Annotated in this window: 13 protein-coding genes and 1 pseudogene; 10 read left to right on the forward strand and 4 right to left on the reverse strand. The window is 65.3% G+C overall.

What is annotated here, in order from left to right:
- Nucleotides 1-121: 121 nt before the first annotated feature.
- The 4 genes from ACVIIV_RS08495 to ACVIIV_RS08510 form a co-directional block, all read right to left on the reverse strand.
- Nucleotides 122-652: an N-acetyltransferase family protein gene (locus ACVIIV_RS08495; RefSeq protein ID WP_456743785.1), complete on the reverse strand. Its 531-nt coding sequence runs from the start codon at nucleotides 650-652 to the stop codon at nucleotides 122-124.
- Nucleotides 653-883: 231 nt separating this feature from the next.
- Nucleotides 884-1675 carry a Bax inhibitor-1/YccA family protein gene (locus ACVIIV_RS08500; RefSeq protein ID WP_026312126.1) on the reverse strand — a complete coding sequence of 264 codons (792 nt, stop codon included), beginning with the start codon at nucleotides 1673-1675 and terminating at the stop codon, nucleotides 884-886.
- 270 nt (nucleotides 1676-1945) lie between these two features.
- Entirely contained in the window at nucleotides 1946-4516 is a 2571-nt protein-coding gene (locus tag ACVIIV_RS08505) for an ABC transporter permease (RefSeq protein ID WP_456743786.1), read from the reverse strand.
- Entirely contained in the window at nucleotides 4513-5235 is a 723-nt protein-coding gene (locus ACVIIV_RS08510) for an ABC transporter ATP-binding protein (RefSeq protein WP_456743787.1), read from the reverse strand. The genes ACVIIV_RS08505 and ACVIIV_RS08510 overlap by 4 nt, the downstream gene beginning before the upstream one ends.
- Before the next feature lie 55 nt (nucleotides 5236-5290).
- Between ACVIIV_RS08510 and ACVIIV_RS08515 the strand changes: the two genes are divergently transcribed.
- The 10 genes and pseudogenes from ACVIIV_RS08515 to ACVIIV_RS08560 all read left to right on the forward strand — a co-directional run bounded on the left by ACVIIV_RS08515 (nucleotide 5291) and on the right by ACVIIV_RS08560 (nucleotide 17392).
- Nucleotides 5291-5926, forward strand: coding sequence for an arylesterase (locus ACVIIV_RS08515; protein WP_456743788.1), 636 nt, complete (start codon nucleotides 5291-5293; stop codon nucleotides 5924-5926).
- Between the two features lie 176 nt (nucleotides 5927-6102).
- Complete coding sequence (gene thpR, locus ACVIIV_RS08520) at nucleotides 6103-6639, forward strand: RNA 2',3'-cyclic phosphodiesterase (protein ID WP_061850347.1); 537 nt, start codon at nucleotides 6103-6105, stop codon at nucleotides 6637-6639.
- 195 nt (nucleotides 6640-6834) lie between these two features.
- Nucleotides 6835-8022 (forward strand): cell division protein ZapE, encoded by a 1188-nt coding sequence (gene zapE, locus ACVIIV_RS08525; RefSeq protein WP_456743789.1) that lies wholly within the window; start codon nucleotides 6835-6837, stop codon nucleotides 8020-8022.
- A 272-nt stretch (nucleotides 8023-8294) separates the two neighbouring features.
- On the forward strand, nucleotides 8295-9263 hold the full coding sequence (gene mdh / locus ACVIIV_RS08530) for a malate dehydrogenase (RefSeq protein WP_130362877.1): 969 nt from the start codon (nucleotides 8295-8297) through the stop codon (nucleotides 9261-9263).
- A 222-nt stretch (nucleotides 9264-9485) separates the two neighbouring features.
- The gene (gene sucC / locus ACVIIV_RS08535; protein WP_197962398.1) at nucleotides 9486-10682 is read left to right on the forward strand and encodes an ADP-forming succinate--CoA ligase subunit beta; all 1197 of its coding nucleotides are present in this window, start codon (nucleotides 9486-9488) and stop codon (nucleotides 10680-10682) included.
- A gap of 4 nt (nucleotides 10683-10686) precedes the next feature.
- A complete protein-coding gene (locus tag ACVIIV_RS08540; RefSeq protein WP_456743790.1) occupies nucleotides 10687-11166 on the forward strand; it encodes a DUF1579 domain-containing protein in 480 nt (159 codons plus the stop codon).
- A 33-nt stretch (nucleotides 11167-11199) separates the two neighbouring features.
- Nucleotides 11200-12084: a succinate--CoA ligase subunit alpha gene (gene sucD, locus ACVIIV_RS08545; RefSeq protein WP_456743791.1), complete on the forward strand. Its 885-nt coding sequence runs from the start codon at nucleotides 11200-11202 to the stop codon at nucleotides 12082-12084.
- Nucleotides 12085-12221: 137 nt separating this feature from the next.
- A pseudogene (locus ACVIIV_RS08550) lies at nucleotides 12222-15192 on the forward strand (2-oxoglutarate dehydrogenase E1 component).
- A 159-nt stretch (nucleotides 15193-15351) separates the two neighbouring features.
- Nucleotides 15352-16578, forward strand: a complete 1227-nt coding sequence (odhB, locus tag ACVIIV_RS08555) for a 2-oxoglutarate dehydrogenase complex dihydrolipoyllysine-residue succinyltransferase (RefSeq protein ID WP_456743792.1) — start codon at nucleotides 15352-15354, stop codon at nucleotides 16576-16578.
- 52 nt (nucleotides 16579-16630) lie between these two features.
- On the forward strand, nucleotides 16631-17392 hold the full coding sequence (locus ACVIIV_RS08560) for an SDR family oxidoreductase (protein ID WP_456743793.1): 762 nt from the start codon (nucleotides 16631-16633) through the stop codon (nucleotides 17390-17392).
- The last annotated feature ends 43 nt before the right edge of the window (nucleotides 17393-17435 follow it).

The raw sequence follows: 17435 nt of genomic DNA on the forward strand, positions 1-17435 counted from the left end.
CGCGACGAAGTCGCGAACTTTGGTGCGCAATTGCGCACCAGAGAATCCATTCATCCACCTTCTGTGCCGTTCAATGGATTCCGGGTTCGATGCTGCCATCGCCCCGGAATGACGGATGAACCTACTTCCCCGGCACCGTGTTTGCCCCCTCGCCGAGGTCGCGCTGCATCATCACCGTGTCCAGCCAGCGGCCGAATTTCAGCCCGACATTGGGATGGGTGCCGATCATCTTGAAGCCGGCCCTGGTGTGCACGCCGATCGATCCGGCATTGGCGGAATCGCCGATCACCGCGATCATCTGGCGGAAGCCGCGTGCCTCGCATTCGGCAACCAGCCGCTCGAGCAGCAGAGAGCCGACACCGCGGCGGTGGAAAGAGGGATCGAGATAGATCGAGTTCTCGACCGTGAAGCGGTAGGCCGGCCGCGGCCGGTAGGCGCCGGCATAGGCATAGCCGGCCACGCGCCCGTCCAGCATGGCGACGAAATAGGGGTAGCCGCCGTCGATCAGCGCACGATAGCGGCGTGTCATCTCGGCGAGGTCGGGCGGCTCCAGCTCGAACGTCGCGGTGCCTTCGCGGACGGCCTGCTGGTAGATGGCGGTGATGGCAGGAAGGTCGGCCTCGGTGGTGGGCCTGATTTCAGGTGCGGACATGAGGGGAAGATTAGAGCGTTCCCGCAGTGGCTGGAAGGGGGCCACGGCGCATCCCACATCCCCCGTCATTGCGAGGAGCCCTTGCGACGAAGCAATCCAGACTGCCTCCGCGGAGGCACTCCTGGATTGCTTCGCTGCGCTCGCAATGACGGCGTTTGTAGACGCCACCTGCCCAAAACAAAAACCCCGGCCTCTCGGCCGGGGTTCGTGTCGTTCTCTCGGATCTATCGCTTAATCGCGCTGGCCGAGGAGCTGCAGCAGCAGCGTGAACAGGTTGATGAAGTTCAGGTACAGCGACAGTGCGCCGGTGATGGCCGCACGCTCTGCGATGTCACCGCCGGCTGAGGCGTAGCCGTAAATGTAATCGTTCTTCAGCCGCTGGGTGTCCCAGGCGGTGAGGCCCGCAAACACCAGCACGCCCACCACCGACACGATGAACTGCAGCATCGAGCTGGCCAGGAACAGGTTCACCAGGCTCGCGATGATGATGCCGATCAGGCCCATGAACAGGAACGAGCCCATCCCGGTCAGGTCACGCTTGGTGGTGTAGCCGTAGAGGCTGAGTGCACCGAAGGTCGCCGCGGTGATGAAGAACACCCGCACGATCGAGGTGTGCGTGAACACCAGGAAGATCGACGACAGCGAGATGCCCATCAGCGCCGAGAACACCCAGAACAGGATCTGGGCGGTCGAGGGAGCGAGACGGTTGATGCCCGCCGAGATCACGAACACCATCGCCAGCGGCGCGAGCATGAACAGCCACTTCAGCGGGCTGACGAACATGGCGTAGCCGAACGGCGTCAGGAACAGCTTGCCGACGCGAACGGCGTCCGCCGTGGGGACGTCCGTCACGGCGGCCATGTAGACGCCGAGCGCGGCAAGGCCCGTGATGGCGAGGCCAATGCTCATGTAGTTGTAGATGCGCAGCATGTAAGCGCGCAGGCCGGCATCGACCGTCGCGGCGTCAACGCGCCCGGCGGCCCTGCCGAAAGGAGAAGCGTAGTTACGGTCTAGGTCCGACATGGTCGAATTCCCGTTGGTTGGTCCGGTCCGGCATGAGGGTCGCCATACCGCCGGTTCGTCAAATTCTATCTCGGATACCGATACCAGCCGACTAAATTTTGGCTAACAATCGGGACTCCGAACCCATTCGATATGTGGGAAACTAACACATTCGCTGCAACCGTCCACGCGCGGCCGAATGTCGCCCTCGCCCACAATCCTGCCGAGCGGACGTGGTTAATCGCAGGAATCGTGCGATTTCGCTCCCGCCCGGATAGCCGCTACCATTTGTCACAAATTCCGCAACACTGTGGCGGGCTTTTTGTTCAGCGCCAGGAGCGTGCCGGCGAGCCCGAGCCCGACGGTGACGACCAGGGCGGCCGCGACCACGCCGGCCGCGCTGCCGGCCTGCCAGACGAAGCTCAGCGTCATCAGCCGCGTCACGATCATCCAGGCCGCGATGCTGCCGGCGATCACGCCGAACACCGCGGTGGCGAGCCCGATCAGGAGGTATTCGAGGGCATAGGCGCCGAGCAGCCGCAGCCGCGTCGCGCCCAGCGTCTTCAGGATCACCGCATCATAGACCCGGTGACGGTGGCCGGCGGCGAGCGCGCCGCCCAGCACCAGGATCGCCGAGATCAGGGTCACGGCGCTGGCGCCGCGGATCGCCAGCGCCAGATTGGTCACGACCGAGCCGACCGTCTCCATCACCTCGCGCACGCGCACGCTGGTCACCATCGGATAGGCGTCGGCCACCTGCTTGATGATCTTGCCGTCGCCCGCGGCATCGCCGCCGGTTTCCGTCAGCGTCGCGATATGGGTGTGCGGCGCGCCCTTGAAGGCGTTGGGCGAGAAGACGAGGACGAAATTGATGCCGAGCCCCTGCCAGTCGATGTTGCGCAAATTGCTGATCTTCGCCGGGATGTCGCGGCCGAGCACGTTGACCACGACCTCGTCGCCGAGCTTGAGGCCTAACCCGTCGGCGATCTTCTTCTCCATCGAGACCAGCGGCGGGCCGGAATAGTCCGCGCTCCACCACTCGCCCTCGACCACCTTGGAACCCTTCGGCAGCTCGGCCGTGTAGGTCAGGCCGCGGTCGCTCTGCAGCACCCATTCGGAATCCGTGGTGGGCTTGAGCTCCTCGGCACGCACCCCGCGCGCGGCAACGATGCGCCCCCGCAGCATCGGCACGCCCTCAATCCTGGCACCCGGCGCGATCTGCCGCAGATAACCGTCGAACTGCTCGGCCTGCGTGCTCGGGATGTCGATGAAGAAGAACGACGGTGCGCGATCAGGCAGGGCCGCGAGGAACTGCCGCCGCAGATTGCCGTCGATCTGCGTGATGGTGACGAGCACGGCGAGCCCGAGCCCCAGCGACAGCACCACCGAGGGCGTCAGCGCGCCCGGCCGGTGGATGTTGGCGATCGCAAGCCGCAGCATCGGCAGCCGCGTCCGCGGCAGCCGGCGCGCGGTTGTCATCAGCAGGGCGGCGATGCCGCGCAGCAAGGCGAACACGATGACGGAGGAGGCCACGAACACCGCAGCGATGCGCCTGTCGAAGGAGAGCCCGATCACGACTGCGATGAGCAGCGCGATCACCACGCCCATGAGCCCCAGATAACTCGCGCGCGGCCGGTGCCATTCCGAGCTGATGGTGTCGCGGAACAGCGCGGCCACCGGCACGTCGTGCACGCGCCCGAGCGGCCACAGGCCGAAGGCGAGCGCCGTGAGCAGGCCATAGACGAAGGACAGCGCGAGCTCGTCGGCATGCACGGCCGGCACCACCGGCAGCGGCAAGAGCTTGCCGAACAGGCCGACGATGGCGAAGGGCATGGCGGCGCCGAGCGCAAGGCCGATCACGGATCCGATCGCGGCCAGCAGAATGACCTGCGCAAGATAAATGCCGAAGACGTCGCGTCCGGTCGCACCGACGGCCTTGAGGGCCGCGATCACCTCGAGCCGGCGGTCGATATGGCTCTTCACGGCATTGGCAACGCCGACACCGCCGACCAGAAGCGCGGCAAGGCCGACCAGGGTCAGGAACTGCGTGAAGCGGTCGATGTTGCGCTCGAGTTGCGGCGAGGCATTGGAGCGGCTGCGGATCTCCCAGCCGGCCTGCGGCGCGGCGGTGCGGGCGTCCGCGATGAAGGTTTCGGTAGCGCGCTCGTTGTTCGCGGTTTCGGGCAGCTTGACCCGGTAAACCCAGCGCACCAGGCTGCCGGGCTGGATCAGGCCGGTGGCGCGCAAGGCCGCCTCGCTGATCAGGAAGCGCGGGCCGAATCCGATGCCGCCGGCGAGCTTGTCGGGCTCGGCCTCGACGGTGGAGCGGATCTGGAAGGTCGCCGAGCCGATGGTGACGCGGTCGCCGGTCTTGAGAGAAAGCCGCGCCAGCAGCGTCGGATCGGCGGCAGCGCCGAACGCACCGTCACGCTCGGCGAGCAAATCGGACATTGGCAGGGGCGGTGCCAGCGTCATCTGTCCCAGCATCGGATAGGTGTCGTCGACCGCCTTCATCTCGACCAGCGCGAGCTTGCCGCCGGCCGAGCGCGCCATGCCGCGCAGGGTCGCGGCGGTCGAGACGGTGCCGCGTGAGCGCAGGAAGGCGACCTCTTCCGGCTTGGCCTCGCGCTGGAACAGCACGAAGGAGACATCGCCGCCGAGCAGCGTACGGCCTTCGCGCGCGAGACCATCGCTCAGACTCGCCGAGACCGAGCCGACGCCGGCGATCGCCATCACGCCGAGCGCGATGCAGGCGATGAAGACATAGAAGCCGCGCAAGCCCCCGCGCAATTCGCGCAGGGCGTAACGCAGCGACAGCGCGACGCCGCTCGGCTTCGCGAATGGCTCGGCAGCAGCGCTCATGCCGGTGCAGACTGCGTATCGATGCGCCCGGAGCGCAAGCGGATGACCCGATCGCAGCGATGCGCGAGCGAGGAATCGTGCGTCACCAGCACCAAGGTCATGCCGCGCTCGGCGTGCTTGCTGAACAGGAGATCGACGATCTGCTTTCCGGTCGCCTCGTCGAGATTGCCGGTGGGCTCGTCGGCGACGAGGATGGCGGGATCGGGCGCCAGCGCGCGCGCGAGCGCGACGCGCTGCTGCTCGCCGCCGGACAGCTGCGTCGGATAATGGTGCAGGCGGTCGCCGAGGCCGACCGATTGCAGCTCCTCCGCCGCGCGCTTTGCCGCATCCGGATTGCCGGCAAGCTCGAGCGGCACGGCGACGTTCTCCAGCGCCGTCATGGTCGGGATCAGGTGAAAGGACTGGAAGACGATGCCGACCTGGCGACCCCGGAAGCGCGCCAGCGCGTCCTCGTCGAGGGCATTGAAAGCCGTGCCTGATACCACCACTTCTCCGCTATCAGGGCGCTCCAGCCCCGCCATCACCATCAGCAGCGTGGATTTGCCCGAGCCTGACGGGCCGATCAGGCCAATCGTCTCGCCCGAGGCGACCCGCATGCTGATATCCTTGAGGATGTGAACGCGTGCCGCCCCCGTGCCCAATGAGAGATTGACGTTGGAGATGGCGATAGTGTCCGCGGCGGTAGCGGCGAGCGAAGAGGTTTCGATGCGAGTGTCCATGGTCCGGTCATATGGCAACTCCGCACGCGCGGTCGAGAGGCGTTACGGATTGTTCATGCACATAGCCGTGTTGATGCTCGCCCTGATGACGGTTGCGCCCCCCGCCCGGGCGGGCGCGACAAAACCGGTCAAGCTCGTCGTTCTCGGCGATTCCTTAAGCGCCGGTCTCGGCCTGCAGGCCCAGGAGGCGTTTCCGCAAAAGCTTCAAAAAGCGTTGCAGGCCAAAGGGATAGCGGTCGACATGACCAATGCCGGGGTGTCCGGCGACACCACCTCCGGCGGCCGCGACCGGCTCGACTGGTCGGTGCCCGATGGAACCGACGGCGTCATCGTCGAGCTCGGCGCCAACGACGCGTTGCGCGGCATCGATCCCGACCTGACGCGCGCCGCGCTGACAGACATCATCCAGCGGCTCAAGGCGCGCAAGATCGCGGTGATGCTGTGCGGCATGCTGGCGCCGCCGAATTACGGCGCCGACTATGCCGCGCGCTTCAATTCGATTTATCCGGATCTGGCGAAACAATTCGACGTGCCGCTTTATCCGTTCTTCCTCGATGCGGTCGCCGCCGACGCCAAGCTCAACCAGGCCGACGGCATTCATCCGACCGCGGCGGGCGTCGACATCATCGTCGGCAGGATCATGCCCATGGTGGAGGCATTCGTTGGCACGATCGCTGAGCAGCGGCGTTGAAAAGCAGGCAGCGCTAACCCTAATTCCCAGGGTTTTGCCGGGGTGAGGCGCGGCATGCTTCGCAGAGTCACACAACTGCGATAGGAATCAGGGTACCGGTGATTCGTCGCCGGCTCTAATTTGGATATGGTTCTCGCTCTTCGAGGACTGTACCCAAGCATCGGGAGTGCGAAACGATGCCGCGTTTGTTTACGGGTCTGGAAATTCCGGCCGAGATCGGCCAGTCGCTTTCCAACTTGAGGGGCGGCCTTCCCGGCGCCCGCTGGATCGATCCCGAAAATTATCACGTCACCTTGCGCTTCATCGGCGACATCGACGGCGTTTCCGCCAACGAGATCGCCTCGATGCTGTTTCGCGTCGACCGCAAGCCGTTCGAGGTGAAGGTGCAGGGGCTCACCAGCTTCGGCGGTCGCAAGCCGCGCGCAGTGGTCGCAACGATCGCGCCGAGCAAGCCGCTGATGGAATTGCAGGCCGAGCTCGAGCGCATGATGCAGCGGATCGGCCTCGATCCGGAGGGACGCAAGTTCATCCCGCACGTCACACTGGCCCGGCTCCACGACGCCTCCGACCGCGACGTCGCCGACTATCTCTCGCTGCGCGGCTACTTCCCGAGCAAGGCGTTCATGGCCGAGCGCTTCGTGCTGTTCTCCTCGCGCGCATCGACGGGTGGCGGGCCGTATGTCGTCGAGGATGCGTACGAGCTGTGCGAGTAGTACAGCTCTCGCGCCCCGGCCGCAGAGCCGGGGCCCAGCCTCCGCGACGAACGAAATTTGGCGATGCGCGAAACAGAGGGTCCCGGCACTGCGCAGCAGCGTTACACGCTGCAGCGCGTCCGGGGCAGGGAACGCATAGCGCCCCGCACCAATTGACGGCTTGCAATTTCCCTCCGTCTCTGGCGGTAAAGGGCCATGCTCTCCACCCCCAGTTCCCCGTTCAGCGAGGCCTACCACGCCGAGATCGCGTCCGGCGCGATCGAGCCCGATGCCGCACAGGCCGAGGTCGCCGAGGCCTATGCGGCGCTCGACCAACGGCTCGCCACTTACAAGCCGCAGCGCAAGCAGGGCCTGCTCAGTCGCCTGTTCAGCAGCAATGACAAGGACGATGCGCCGCGCGGGCTCTACATCCATGGCGAGGTCGGCCGCGGCAAGACCATGCTGATGGACCTGTTCTTCCAGCACGCCTCGGTCGAGCACAAGCGGCGCGCGCATTTCCACGAGTTCATGGCGGATGTGCACGAGCGCATCTACGATTATCGCCAGAGCATCGCGCGCGGCGAGATCGCCGACGGCGACGTCATCGCGCTGACCGCGAATGCGATCTTCGAGGAGAGCTGGCTGCTCTGCTTCGACGAATTCCACGTCACCGACATCGCGGATGCGATGATCCTGGGGCGCCTGTTCGCGAAATTGTTCGAGCTCGGCACGGTCGTGGTCGCGACCTCCAACGTCGCGCCCGACGATCTCTACAAGGGCGGCCTCAACCGCTCGCTGTTCCTGCCCTTCATCAAGCAGATCACCGACCACATGGACGTCGCGCGGCTCGATGCGCGCACCGACTTCCGGCTGGAGAAGCTGCAGGGCGTGCCGATGTGGCTGACACCGGCCGATGGCGATGCTGACGCCGCGCTCGACCGCGCCTGGACGCGGATGTCGGGCGGCGCCACATGCAGGTCGCGCGATATTTCGATCAAGGGCCGCATCCTGCACGTGCCGTGCTCGGCCCATGGCGTGGCGCGGTTCTCGTTCGCCGACCTCTGCGAGAAGCCGTTAGGTGCATCCGACTATCTCAGGCTGGCGCACGACTATCACACCATCCTGGTCGACCGTATTCCAGTGATGGACCTCTCCCAGCGCAACGCGGCCAAGCGCTTCATCACGCTGATCGACGCGCTCTATGACAACGCCGTGAAGCTGATGGCCTCGGCCGACGCCAATCCGATCTCGCTCTACCTCGCCACCGAGGGCAACGAGGCCATGGAGTTCAAGCGGACCGCCTCGCGCCTGATCGAAATGGGCTCGGAAACCTATCTGGCGCTGCCTCACGGCCGCAAGGATTCCACCGCGAGCGGCTCGACCAAGGGCCTGGTGGAGACTTAAGTCCTATTTGCCAGCGCTGTCATTCCGGGGCGACGCGAAGCGGCGAGCTTTGGTGCGCAATTGCGCACCTGAGAATCCATTTCTCAGCGCGCTCCGCCGCCCGATGGATTCCGGGCTCGCGACCTTCGTCGCGCCCCGGAATGACAGGGCTGCGTGCCCGTGGCCGCGGCAAGCCCGACAATTGGGCATTGGGCGACTTGAACGGGGGAGGCGAAAGGGATAACCACCCGTCTCAGTTTTCCCCTCCTTACGTGTCTAAAGGACAGGTTCACATGGCGCGCGACAAGATTGCTTTGATTGGCTCCGGTCAGATCGGCGGAACGCTGGCTCACCTCATCGGCCTGAAAGAACTGGGCGACGTCGTGATGTTCGACATCGCCGAGGGCGTGCCGCAGGGCAAGGCGCTCGACATCGCGCAGTCCTCGCCGGTCGACGGCTTCGACGCCCACTACACCGGCGCGAACTCCTACGAAGCGCTCGACAACGCCAAGGTCTGCATCGTCACCGCGGGCGTGCCGCGCAAGCCCGGCATGAGCCGCGACGACCTCCTCTCCATCAACCTCAAGGTCATGGAGCAGGTCGGTGCCGGCATCAAGAAGTACGCCCCCGACGCCTTCGTCATCTGCATCACCAACCCGCTCGACGCGATGGTCTGGGCGCTGCAGAAGGCTTCCGGCCTGCCGCACAAGAAGGTCGTCGGCATGGCCGGCGTGCTGGATTCGGCGCGCTTCCGCTACTTCCTGGCCGACGAGTTCAACGTCTCCGTCGAGGACGTCACCGCCTTCGTGCTCGGCGGCCACGGCGACACCATGGTGCCGCTGGTGAAGTACTCCACCGTCGCCGGCATCCCGCTGCCCGACCTCGTCAAGATGGGCTGGACCTCGCAGGCGCGCCTCGACGAGATCGTCGACCGCACCCGCAACGGCGGCGCCGAGATCGTCAACCTGCTCAAGACCGGCTCGGCCTTCTATGCGCCGGCCGCGTCCGCCATCGCGATGGCTGAGAGCTACCTGAAGGACAAGAAGCGCGTGCTGCCCTCCGCCGCCTACCTCAACGGCGAGTACGGCGTGAAGGACATGTATGTCGGCGTGCCCGTCGTGATCGGCTCCAAGGGTGTCGAGCGCGTGGTCGAGATCGAGCTTGCCGGCAAGGACCGTGAAGCCTTCGACAAGTCGGTCGGCGCCGTGCAGGGCCTGGTCGACGCCTGCAAGAAGATCGCCCCCGATCTTCTCGGCCGCTAAGGCGCAACCAATCCCCGCCGAAGATCGAAACCCGGTCTTCGGCGGTTTCATTTCCGGGGTCCGGTGCAATTCTTGTTTGAAGGATTGGCGGGCTTCGGGTTCGGCAGTCCAGAGATCGATGTCAAAGAATCCGGGTTGCAGTTCCTGTGGTATATGGTATGCCAGCCACAAGACTGAGGTGGGCCCATGGGGTCACCGCCCGCGGGTTCAGGGAGCGACCATATGAATATCCATGAATATCAGGCCAAAGCGCTGCTGAATGAGTTCGGCGTGCCGATCTCCAAGGGCGTTCCGGTCCTCAAAGCCGCCGACGCTGAAGCCGCTGCCAAGGCGCTGCCCGGCCCGGTCTGGGTGGTGAAGAGCCAGATCCATGCCGGCGGCCGTGGCAAGGGCAAGTTCAAGGAAGCCTCGGCCGGCGACAAGGGCGGTGTCCGCATTGCCAAGTCGGCCGCCGAGGTCTCCGAGTTCGCCAAGCAGATGCTGGGCGCCACCCTGGTGACCGTGCAGACCGGCCCCGCCGGCAAGCAGGTCAACCGCCTCTATATCGAGGACGGCTCCGACATCGACAAGGAGTTCTACCTCTCGATCCTGGTCGATCGCGAGACCTCGCGCGTCTCCTTCGTCGTCTCGACCGAAGGCGGCGTCAACATCGAGGACGTCGCGCACAACACCCCTGAGAAGATCGTGACCTTCTCGGTCGATCCCGCCACCGGCATCATGGGCCATCACGGCCGCACCGTTGCCAAGGCGCTGAACCTCTCCGGTGATCTCGCCAAGCAGGCCGAGAAGCTCACCGCGCAGCTCTACGCCGCCTTCGTCGCCAAGGACATGTCGATGCTGGAGATCAACCCGCTGGTCGTGACCAAGCAGGGCCAGCTCCGCGTGCTCGATGCCAAGGTGTCGTTCGACGACAACGCGCTGTTCCGTCACCCAGAAGTGCTCGCGCTGCGCGACGAGACCGAGGAAGACGCCAAGGAAATCGAGGCGTCCAAGTACGACCTCAACTACGTCACCCTCGACGGCAACATTGGCTGCATGGTCAACGGCGCCGGCCTCGCCATGGCGACGATGGACATCATCAAGCTCTACGGCATGGCGCCGGCGAACTTCCTCGACGTCGGCGGCAGCGCCAGCAAGGAGAAGGTCGCAGCCGCCTTCAAGATCATCACCGCCGATCCCAACGTGAAGGGCATCCTGGTCAACATCTTCGGCGGCATCATGAAGTGCGACGTGATCGCCGAGGGCGTCACGGCTGCCGTGCGCGAGGTCGGTCTCAGCGTGCCGCTGGTGGTCCGTCTCGAAGGCACCAATGTCGAGCTCGGCAAGAAGATCATCCGTGAATCCGGACTGAACGTGGTGCCGGCCGACAATCTCGACGACGCCGCGCAGAAGATCGTGAAGGCCGTCAAGGGAGGCTAACGCCATGGCCCAGGACCATCTCGCCGCATCATCTCCGCTCCCCGAGCATGCGCGTCTCGCCGCGTTCGCCGGCGAATGGGATGGCGAAGAGGTGGTCTTCCCGTCGCGCTGGACGGCGGGCGGGCCGGCAACCTCTCACGTCGTCGCGCGCATGGACCTCAACGGGTTCTACCTGATCCAGGACAGTGTCCAGATGCGTGACGGCAAGCAGATCTTCGCCACCCACGGCATCTTCACCTACGACCGCGACGACCGGACCTACAAATTGTTCTGGTACGACTCGCTCGGCTACACGCCGCCCTCGCCCGCCTCCGGCGGGTGGGTCGGCAAGACCCTGACGCTGGTGCGCGGCTCGCTCCGCGGCAATGCGCGCCACGTCTACGAGATCATCGACGACAATTCCTATTCGTTGAAGATCCAGTTCTCGCCGGACGCGGAAGGCTGGGCCGACGTGCTCACCGGCGTCTACCGCCGCATCCACTGACTTCTCACTCGTTAGTTCGCGAAAGCAGACCTCATGTCCATCCTGATCGACAAGAACACCAAGGTCATCTGCCAGGGCTTCACCGGCAAGAACGGCACCTTCCACTCGGAGGCCGCGATGGCCTATGGCACCAAGATGGTCGGCGGCACCTCGCCGGGCAAAGGCGGCTCGACGCATCTGGGCCTGCCGGTGTTCGACACCGTGCGCGAGGCGCGTGAGAAGACCGGCGCCGATGCGTCGGTGATCTACGTGCCGCCGCCGGGTGCCGCGGACGCGATCTGCGAAGCCATCGATGCCGAGACCCCGCTGATCGTCTGCATCACCGAGGGTATTCCTGTCGTCGACATGGTCCGCGTGAAGCGCTCGCTGATCGGCTCCAAGTCGCGCCTGATCGGGCCGAACTGCCCGGGCGTCATGACCGCCGGCGAGTGCAAGATCGGCATCATGCCCGCCAACATTTTCAAGACCGGCTCGGTCGGCATCGTCTCCCGCTCGGGCACGCTCACCTATGAAGCCGTGTTCCAGACCTCCCAGGAAGGCCTGGGACAGACCACCGCGGTCGGCATCGGCGGCGACCCGGTCAAGGGCACCGAATTCATCGACGTGCTCGAGATGCTGCTCGCCGACCCCAAGACGGAATCGATCATCATGATCGGCGAGATCGGCGGTTCCGCCGAGGAAGACGCCGCCCAGTTCCTCAAGGACGAGGCCAAGCGCGGCCGCAAGAAGCCGATGGTCGGCTTCATCGCCGGCGTCACGGCCCCTCCCGGCCGCCGCATGGGTCATGCCGGCGCGATCATCTCGGGCGGCAAGGGCGACGCCGGTTCCAAGACCGAGGCGATGAAATCGGCAGGGATTACAGTGTCTCCGTCGCCGGCCCGCCTCGGCCATACGCTTGCCGAAAAGTTGAAGGGCTAATTCACTTCTTCGTGCTTTTCCGGGCGAAGTTTCGCAGCAAATAGGGTAAAGGGTGCCTGTCGCGTCGAGCCCTGTCGGGGGAGCTCGGCGCCAGCGCCGTTTGTTATGCGCGAACCGAAATCGCCAGGAACTCAAGTATGTCTCGCCAGGACGCGAACGCAGCCTTTGCCTTGTCATCCTTTTTGCAGGGCACCAACGCCACCTACATCGACGAAATCTACGCCCGCTACGAGAAGGACCCGTCCTCGGTCGACGCCGAGTGGCAGGAGTTCTTCAAGAGCCTGAACGACGCGCCTGCTGACATCAGCAAGAACGCGGAAGGCCCGTCCTGGGAGCGGGACAACTGGCCGCTGACCCCGAAGGACGATCTGACCTCCGCCCTCGACGGCAACTGGGCCGAGGTCGAGAAGGCGGTCGGCGCCAAGATCGCCGCCAGGGCGCAGGCCAAGGGAGGCGACAAGGGCGCGGACATCTCCTCCGCCGACGTGCTTCAGGCGACGCGCGACTCCGTCCGCGCCTTGATGCTGATCCGCTCCTACCCGCATGCGCGGCCACTTCCACGCCAAGCTCGATCCGCTCGGCATCGAGGCCCAGCGCAACCGCGAAGAGCTCGACCCGCGCACCTACGGCTTCAGTGAAGCCGATTTCGACCGCAAGATCTTCCTCGATCATGTGCTCGGCCTCGAATACGGCACGCTGCGCGAGATCACCGCGATCTGCGAGCGCACCTACTGCCAGACGCTCGGCGTCGAGTTCATGCATATCAGCAATGCCGCGCAGAAGGCCTGGATCCAGGAGCGCATCGAGGGACCGGATAAGGAGATCTCGTTCACCCGCGAGGGCCGCCGAGCCATCCTGATGAAGCTGGTCGAAACCGAAGGCTTCGAGAAATTCTGCGACACCAAGTTCACCGGCACCAAGCGCTTCGGCCTCGACGGCGGCGAGTCTCTCATTCCGGCGCTCGAGCAGATCATCAAGCGCGGCGGCAATCTCGGTGTGAAGGAGATCGTGCTCGGCATGCCGCATCGCGGCCGCCTCAACGTGCTGACGCAGGTGATGGGCAAGTCGCACCGCGCGCTGTTTCACGAGTTCAAGGGCGGCTCCGCCAACCCGGAGGACGTCGAAGGCTCCGGCGACGTCAAGTATCACCTCGGCGCCTCCTCGGACCGCGAGTTCGACGGCAATCGCATCCATCTGTCGCTGACCGCCAACCCCTCGCATCTCGAGATTGTCGATCCCGTGGTGCTCGGCAAGGTCCGCGCCAAGCAGGACCAGCACGGCGATCCGCCGGATATGCGCATCTCCGTGATGCCGCTCCTGATGCATGGCGACGCCGCGTTCGCCGGCCAGGGCGTGGTCGCCGAGTGCTTCGGCCTGTCCGACCTGAAGGGCTACCGCACCGGCGGCTCCGTGCACTTCATCGTCAACAACCAGATCGGCTTCACCACCTATCCGCGATATTCGCGCTCCTCGCCCTATCCGTCGGATGTGGCGAAGATGATCGACGCGCCGATCTTCCACGTCAACGGCGACGATCCGGAAGCCGTGGTGTTCGCGGCCAAGGTCGCGACCGAATTCCGGCAGAAGTTCCACAAGCCCGTCGTCATCGACATGTGGTGCTATCGGCGCTACGGCCACAACGAGGGCGATGAGCCGGCGTTCACCCAGCCGGTCATGTACAAGCGGATCGCGGCCCATCCGTCGACACTGTCGCTCTATGCCAAGCGCCTGATCGCCGAGGGCGTGGTCACCGAGGGCGAGGTCGACAAGCTGAAGGCCGACTGGCGCGCGCGGCTCGATGCCGAGTTCGAGGCCGGCACATCCTATAAGCCGAACAAGGCCGACTGGCTCGACGGCAAGTGGGCGGGCTTCAAGATCGCCGATCAGGAAGAGGATGCGCGGCGCGGCGTCACCGGCGTCGACATCGCCACGCTGAAGGACATCGGCCGTAAGATCACCAAGGTGCCGGACGGCTTCCGCGTTCACCGCACCATCCAGCGTTTCCTCGATAACCGCTCGAAGGCGATCGACACCGGTACCGGCATCGACTGGGCGACCGGCGAGGCGCTGGCGTTCTGCTCGCTGCTCAACGAAAACCATCACGTCCGCCTGTCCGGACAGGACTCCGAGCGCGGCACCTTCTCGCAGCGCCACTCGGTCCTGATCGACCAGGAGGACGAGAGCCGCTACACGCCGTTCAACCATCTTGGCCACGAGCAGGGCCATTACGAGGTTATCAACTCGCTGCTGTCGGAAGAGGCGGTGCTCGGCTTCGAATACGGCTACTCGCTCGCCGAGCCGAACACGCTGACGCTGTGGGAAGCCCAGTTCGGCGATTTCGCCAACGGCGCGCAGGTCGTGTTCGACCAGTTCATCTCCTCGGGCGAGCGCAAATGGCTGCGCATGTCCGGCCTCGTCTGCCTGCTGCCGCACGGCTATGAGGGCCAGGGACCGGAGCACTCCTCGGCGCGCCTCGAGCGCTACCTGCAGATGTGCGCGGAAGACAACATGCAGGTGGTCTACCCGACCACGCCGGCGAACTACTTCCACGTGCTGCGCCGGCAGCTGCATCGCGAGATCCGCAAGCCGCTGATCATGATGACGCCGAAGTCGCTGCTGCGTCACAAGCGGGCGGTGTCGCGTCTCGAAGAGCTGGCGAAGGGCACGACCTTCCACCGCATTCTCTACGATGACGCCCAGATGCTGCCGAGCGAAGCCGTCAAGCTCGTTCCGGACGAGAAGATCCGCCGCATCGTGCTGTGCTCCGGCAAGGTCTATTACGACCTCTACGAGGAGCGCGAGAAGCGCGGCATCGACGACATCTACCTGATGCGCGTCGAGCAGCTCTATCCGGTGCCGCTGAAGGCGCTGGTGGCCGAGCTGTCGCGCTTCAAGAAGGCCGAAGTGGTGTGGTGTCAGGAAGAGCCCCGCAACATGGGTGCCTGGCACTTCATCGAGCCCTATCTGGAATGGGTGCTGAACCAGGTGAACGGTGTAAGCCGGCGTCCGCGTTATGTCGGCCGCGCCGCTTCCGCCGCGACCGCCACGGGTCTGATGTCCAAGCATCAGGCGCAGCTGAAGGCGTTCCTGGACGAAGCACTGAGCTGAACTGAATTCCAATGTCATGCCCCGGCTTGACCGGGGCATCCAGTGCGCCGTGCCCTCCGTTTTGAACGCGGTCGTCACGGAGTACTGGATCGTCCGCTCCGGTGCGCAAGTGCGCACAAGGCGGACGATGACGGCATTAGCGATCGAGGAAAAAAGACCATGACTGAAATTCGTGTGCCGACGCTCGGCGAATCCGTCACCGAGGCCACCATCGGCCGCTGGTTCAAGAAGGCCGGCGATCCCGTCGCCGTCGACGAGCCCTTGGTGGAGCTCGAGACCGACAAGGTCACCATCGAAGTCCCCGCGCCGTCCGCCGGCACGCTGAGCGAGATCATTGCCGCCGATGGTGCGACCGTTGCGGTCGGCGCGCTGCTCGGTCAGATCACCGACGGTGCCGGCGCTGCCAAGCCGGCCGCCGCGCCGGCCAAGGCTGCTGCTCCTGCTGCTGCCGCTGCTCCCGCTGCCGCCAAGGCGCCGCCGGCCGATGCGCCGCTTGCTCCGTCTGTGCGCAAGCTGTCGGCCGAGACCGGCATCGATGCCTCGACCGTTCCGGGCTCCGGCAAGGATGGCCGCGTCACCAAGGGCGACATGCTCGCCGCGATCGAGCGCGCGGCGTCCGCGCCGACCCCGGTCAACCAGCCAGCCGCTGCCGTTCAGGTGCGCGCGCCGTCGCCGGCCGATGACGCGGCCCGCGAAGAGCGCGTCAAGATGACCCGCCTGCGCCAGACCATCGCGCGCCGCCTCAAGGACGTGCAGAACACCGCGGCCATGCTCACGACCTTCAACGAGGTCGACATGACCAACGTCATGGCGCTGCGCGCGCACTACAAGGACGCGTTCGAGAAGAAGCACGGCGCCAAGCTCGGCTTCATGGGCTTCTTCACTAAGGCCGTCGTGCAGGCGCTGAAGGACATCCCGGCCGTCAACGCCGAGATCGACGGCAGCGACCTGATCTACAAGAACTATTATCACATCGGCGTTGCCGTCGGCACCGACAAGGGCCTCGTCGTGCCTGTGGTGCGCGACTGCGATCACAAGTCGATCTCCGACATCGAGAAGAGCATCGCCGATTTCGGCCGCCGCGCCCGTGACGGCCAGCTCAAGATCGACGAGATGCAAGGCGGCACCTTCACCATCACCAATGGCGGCATCTACGGCTCGCTGATGTCGACCCCGATCCTGAACGCGCCGCAGTCCGGCATTTTGGGCATGCACAAGATCCAGGAGCGGCCGATGGTCGTCGGCGGCAAGATCGAGGTCCGCCCGATGATGTACCTGGCGCTGTCCTACGATCACCGCGTCATCGACGGCAAGGAAGCCGTCACCTTCCTGGTCCGCGTCAAGGAGAGCCTGGAAGATCCGGCGCGCCTGGTGCTCGATCTCTGATCCCTGATGCCCTGCGAGCGCCGTCGTCATTCGCGACGGCGCATGTCGAACCATGGAGGCGCGCGTGACGGATGAAGTCGTTGTCATCACCGGCGGCAGCCGCGGCATCGGCCGGGCGACCGCGCTTGCGGCGGCGGCGCGCGGCTTTCGGGTCGTGGTCGGCTATGCCAGCAACAAGAATGCGGCCGACGAAGTCGTCGCGCAGATCGAGGCCAAGGGCGGCAAGGCCATCGCGGTGAAATGCGATGTCGCCGAGGAAAGCGACATCCTCAACCTGTTCAGGGAAGCCGACAAGTTCGGCACGCTCGGCGCCCTCGTCAACAATGGCGGCATCGTCGGCAAGAGCGGCGTGCGCGTCGACGAGATGTCGGCCGAGCGCATCCAGCGCGTCATGGCCGTCAACGTCACCGGCTCGATGCTCTGCGCGCGCGAGGCGGTGAAGCGGATGTCGACCAAGCATGGCGGCAAGGGCGGCGTCATCGTCAACCTGTCGTCGGTTGCCGCCAAGCTCGGCTCGCCGAATACCTATGTCGACTATGCGGCGTCCAAGGGGGCGATCGATTCCTTCACCATCGGCCTCGGCTACGAGGTTGCGGGCGAAGGCATTCGCGTCGCGGGTATTCGTCCGGGCCTGATCGACACCGAAATCCATGCCGCCGGCGGCGAGCCCGACCGCGCCCATCGTCTGGCCCATCTGGTGCCGATGAAGCGCGTCGGCACCGCCGATGAAATCGCCAACGCCATCGTCTGGCTGCTGTCGGACGAGGCCTCCTACGTCACCTCGGCCATTCTTGATGTGTCCGGCGGACGCTGACGCACCGGCGCACGCTGACACATCCTCATCACGCCTAACCTAC

The sequence above is a fragment of the Bradyrhizobium sp. USDA 4354 genome (assembly GCF_054060315.1).

What these genes read in the sequence shown, in the direction of transcription:
- ACVIIV_RS08495 (WP_456743785.1), bottom strand. Translation starts at nt 652, where the DNA reads ATGTCCGCACCTGAAATCAGGCCCACCACCGAGGCCGACCTTCCTGCC.
- ACVIIV_RS08500 (WP_026312126.1), bottom strand. Translation starts at nt 1,675, where the DNA reads ATGTCGGACCTAGACCGTAACTACGCTTCTCCTTTCGGCAGGGCCGCC.
- ACVIIV_RS08505 (WP_456743786.1), bottom strand. Translation starts at nt 4,516, where the DNA reads ATGAGCGCTGCTGCCGAGCCATTCGCGAAGCCGAGCGGCGTCGCGCTG.
- ACVIIV_RS08510 (WP_456743787.1), bottom strand. Translation starts at nt 5,235, where the DNA reads ATGGACACTCGCATCGAAACCTCTTCGCTCGCCGCTACCGCCGCGGAC.
- ACVIIV_RS08515 (WP_456743788.1), top strand. Translation starts at nt 5,291, where the DNA reads ATGCACATAGCCGTGTTGATGCTCGCCCTGATGACGGTTGCGCCCCCC.
- thpR (WP_061850347.1), top strand. Translation starts at nt 6,103, where the DNA reads ATGCCGCGTTTGTTTACGGGTCTGGAAATTCCGGCCGAGATCGGCCAG.
- zapE (WP_456743789.1), top strand. Translation starts at nt 6,835, where the DNA reads ATGCTCTCCACCCCCAGTTCCCCGTTCAGCGAGGCCTACCACGCCGAG.
- mdh (WP_130362877.1), top strand. Translation starts at nt 8,295, where the DNA reads ATGGCGCGCGACAAGATTGCTTTGATTGGCTCCGGTCAGATCGGCGGA.
- sucC (WP_197962398.1), top strand. Translation starts at nt 9,486, where the DNA reads ATGAATATCCATGAATATCAGGCCAAAGCGCTGCTGAATGAGTTCGGC.
- ACVIIV_RS08540 (WP_456743790.1), top strand. Translation starts at nt 10,687, where the DNA reads ATGGCCCAGGACCATCTCGCCGCATCATCTCCGCTCCCCGAGCATGCG.
- sucD (WP_456743791.1), top strand. Translation starts at nt 11,200, where the DNA reads ATGTCCATCCTGATCGACAAGAACACCAAGGTCATCTGCCAGGGCTTC.
- odhB (WP_456743792.1), top strand. Translation starts at nt 15,352, where the DNA reads ATGACTGAAATTCGTGTGCCGACGCTCGGCGAATCCGTCACCGAGGCC.
- ACVIIV_RS08560 (WP_456743793.1), top strand. Translation starts at nt 16,631, where the DNA reads ATGGAGGCGCGCGTGACGGATGAAGTCGTTGTCATCACCGGCGGCAGC.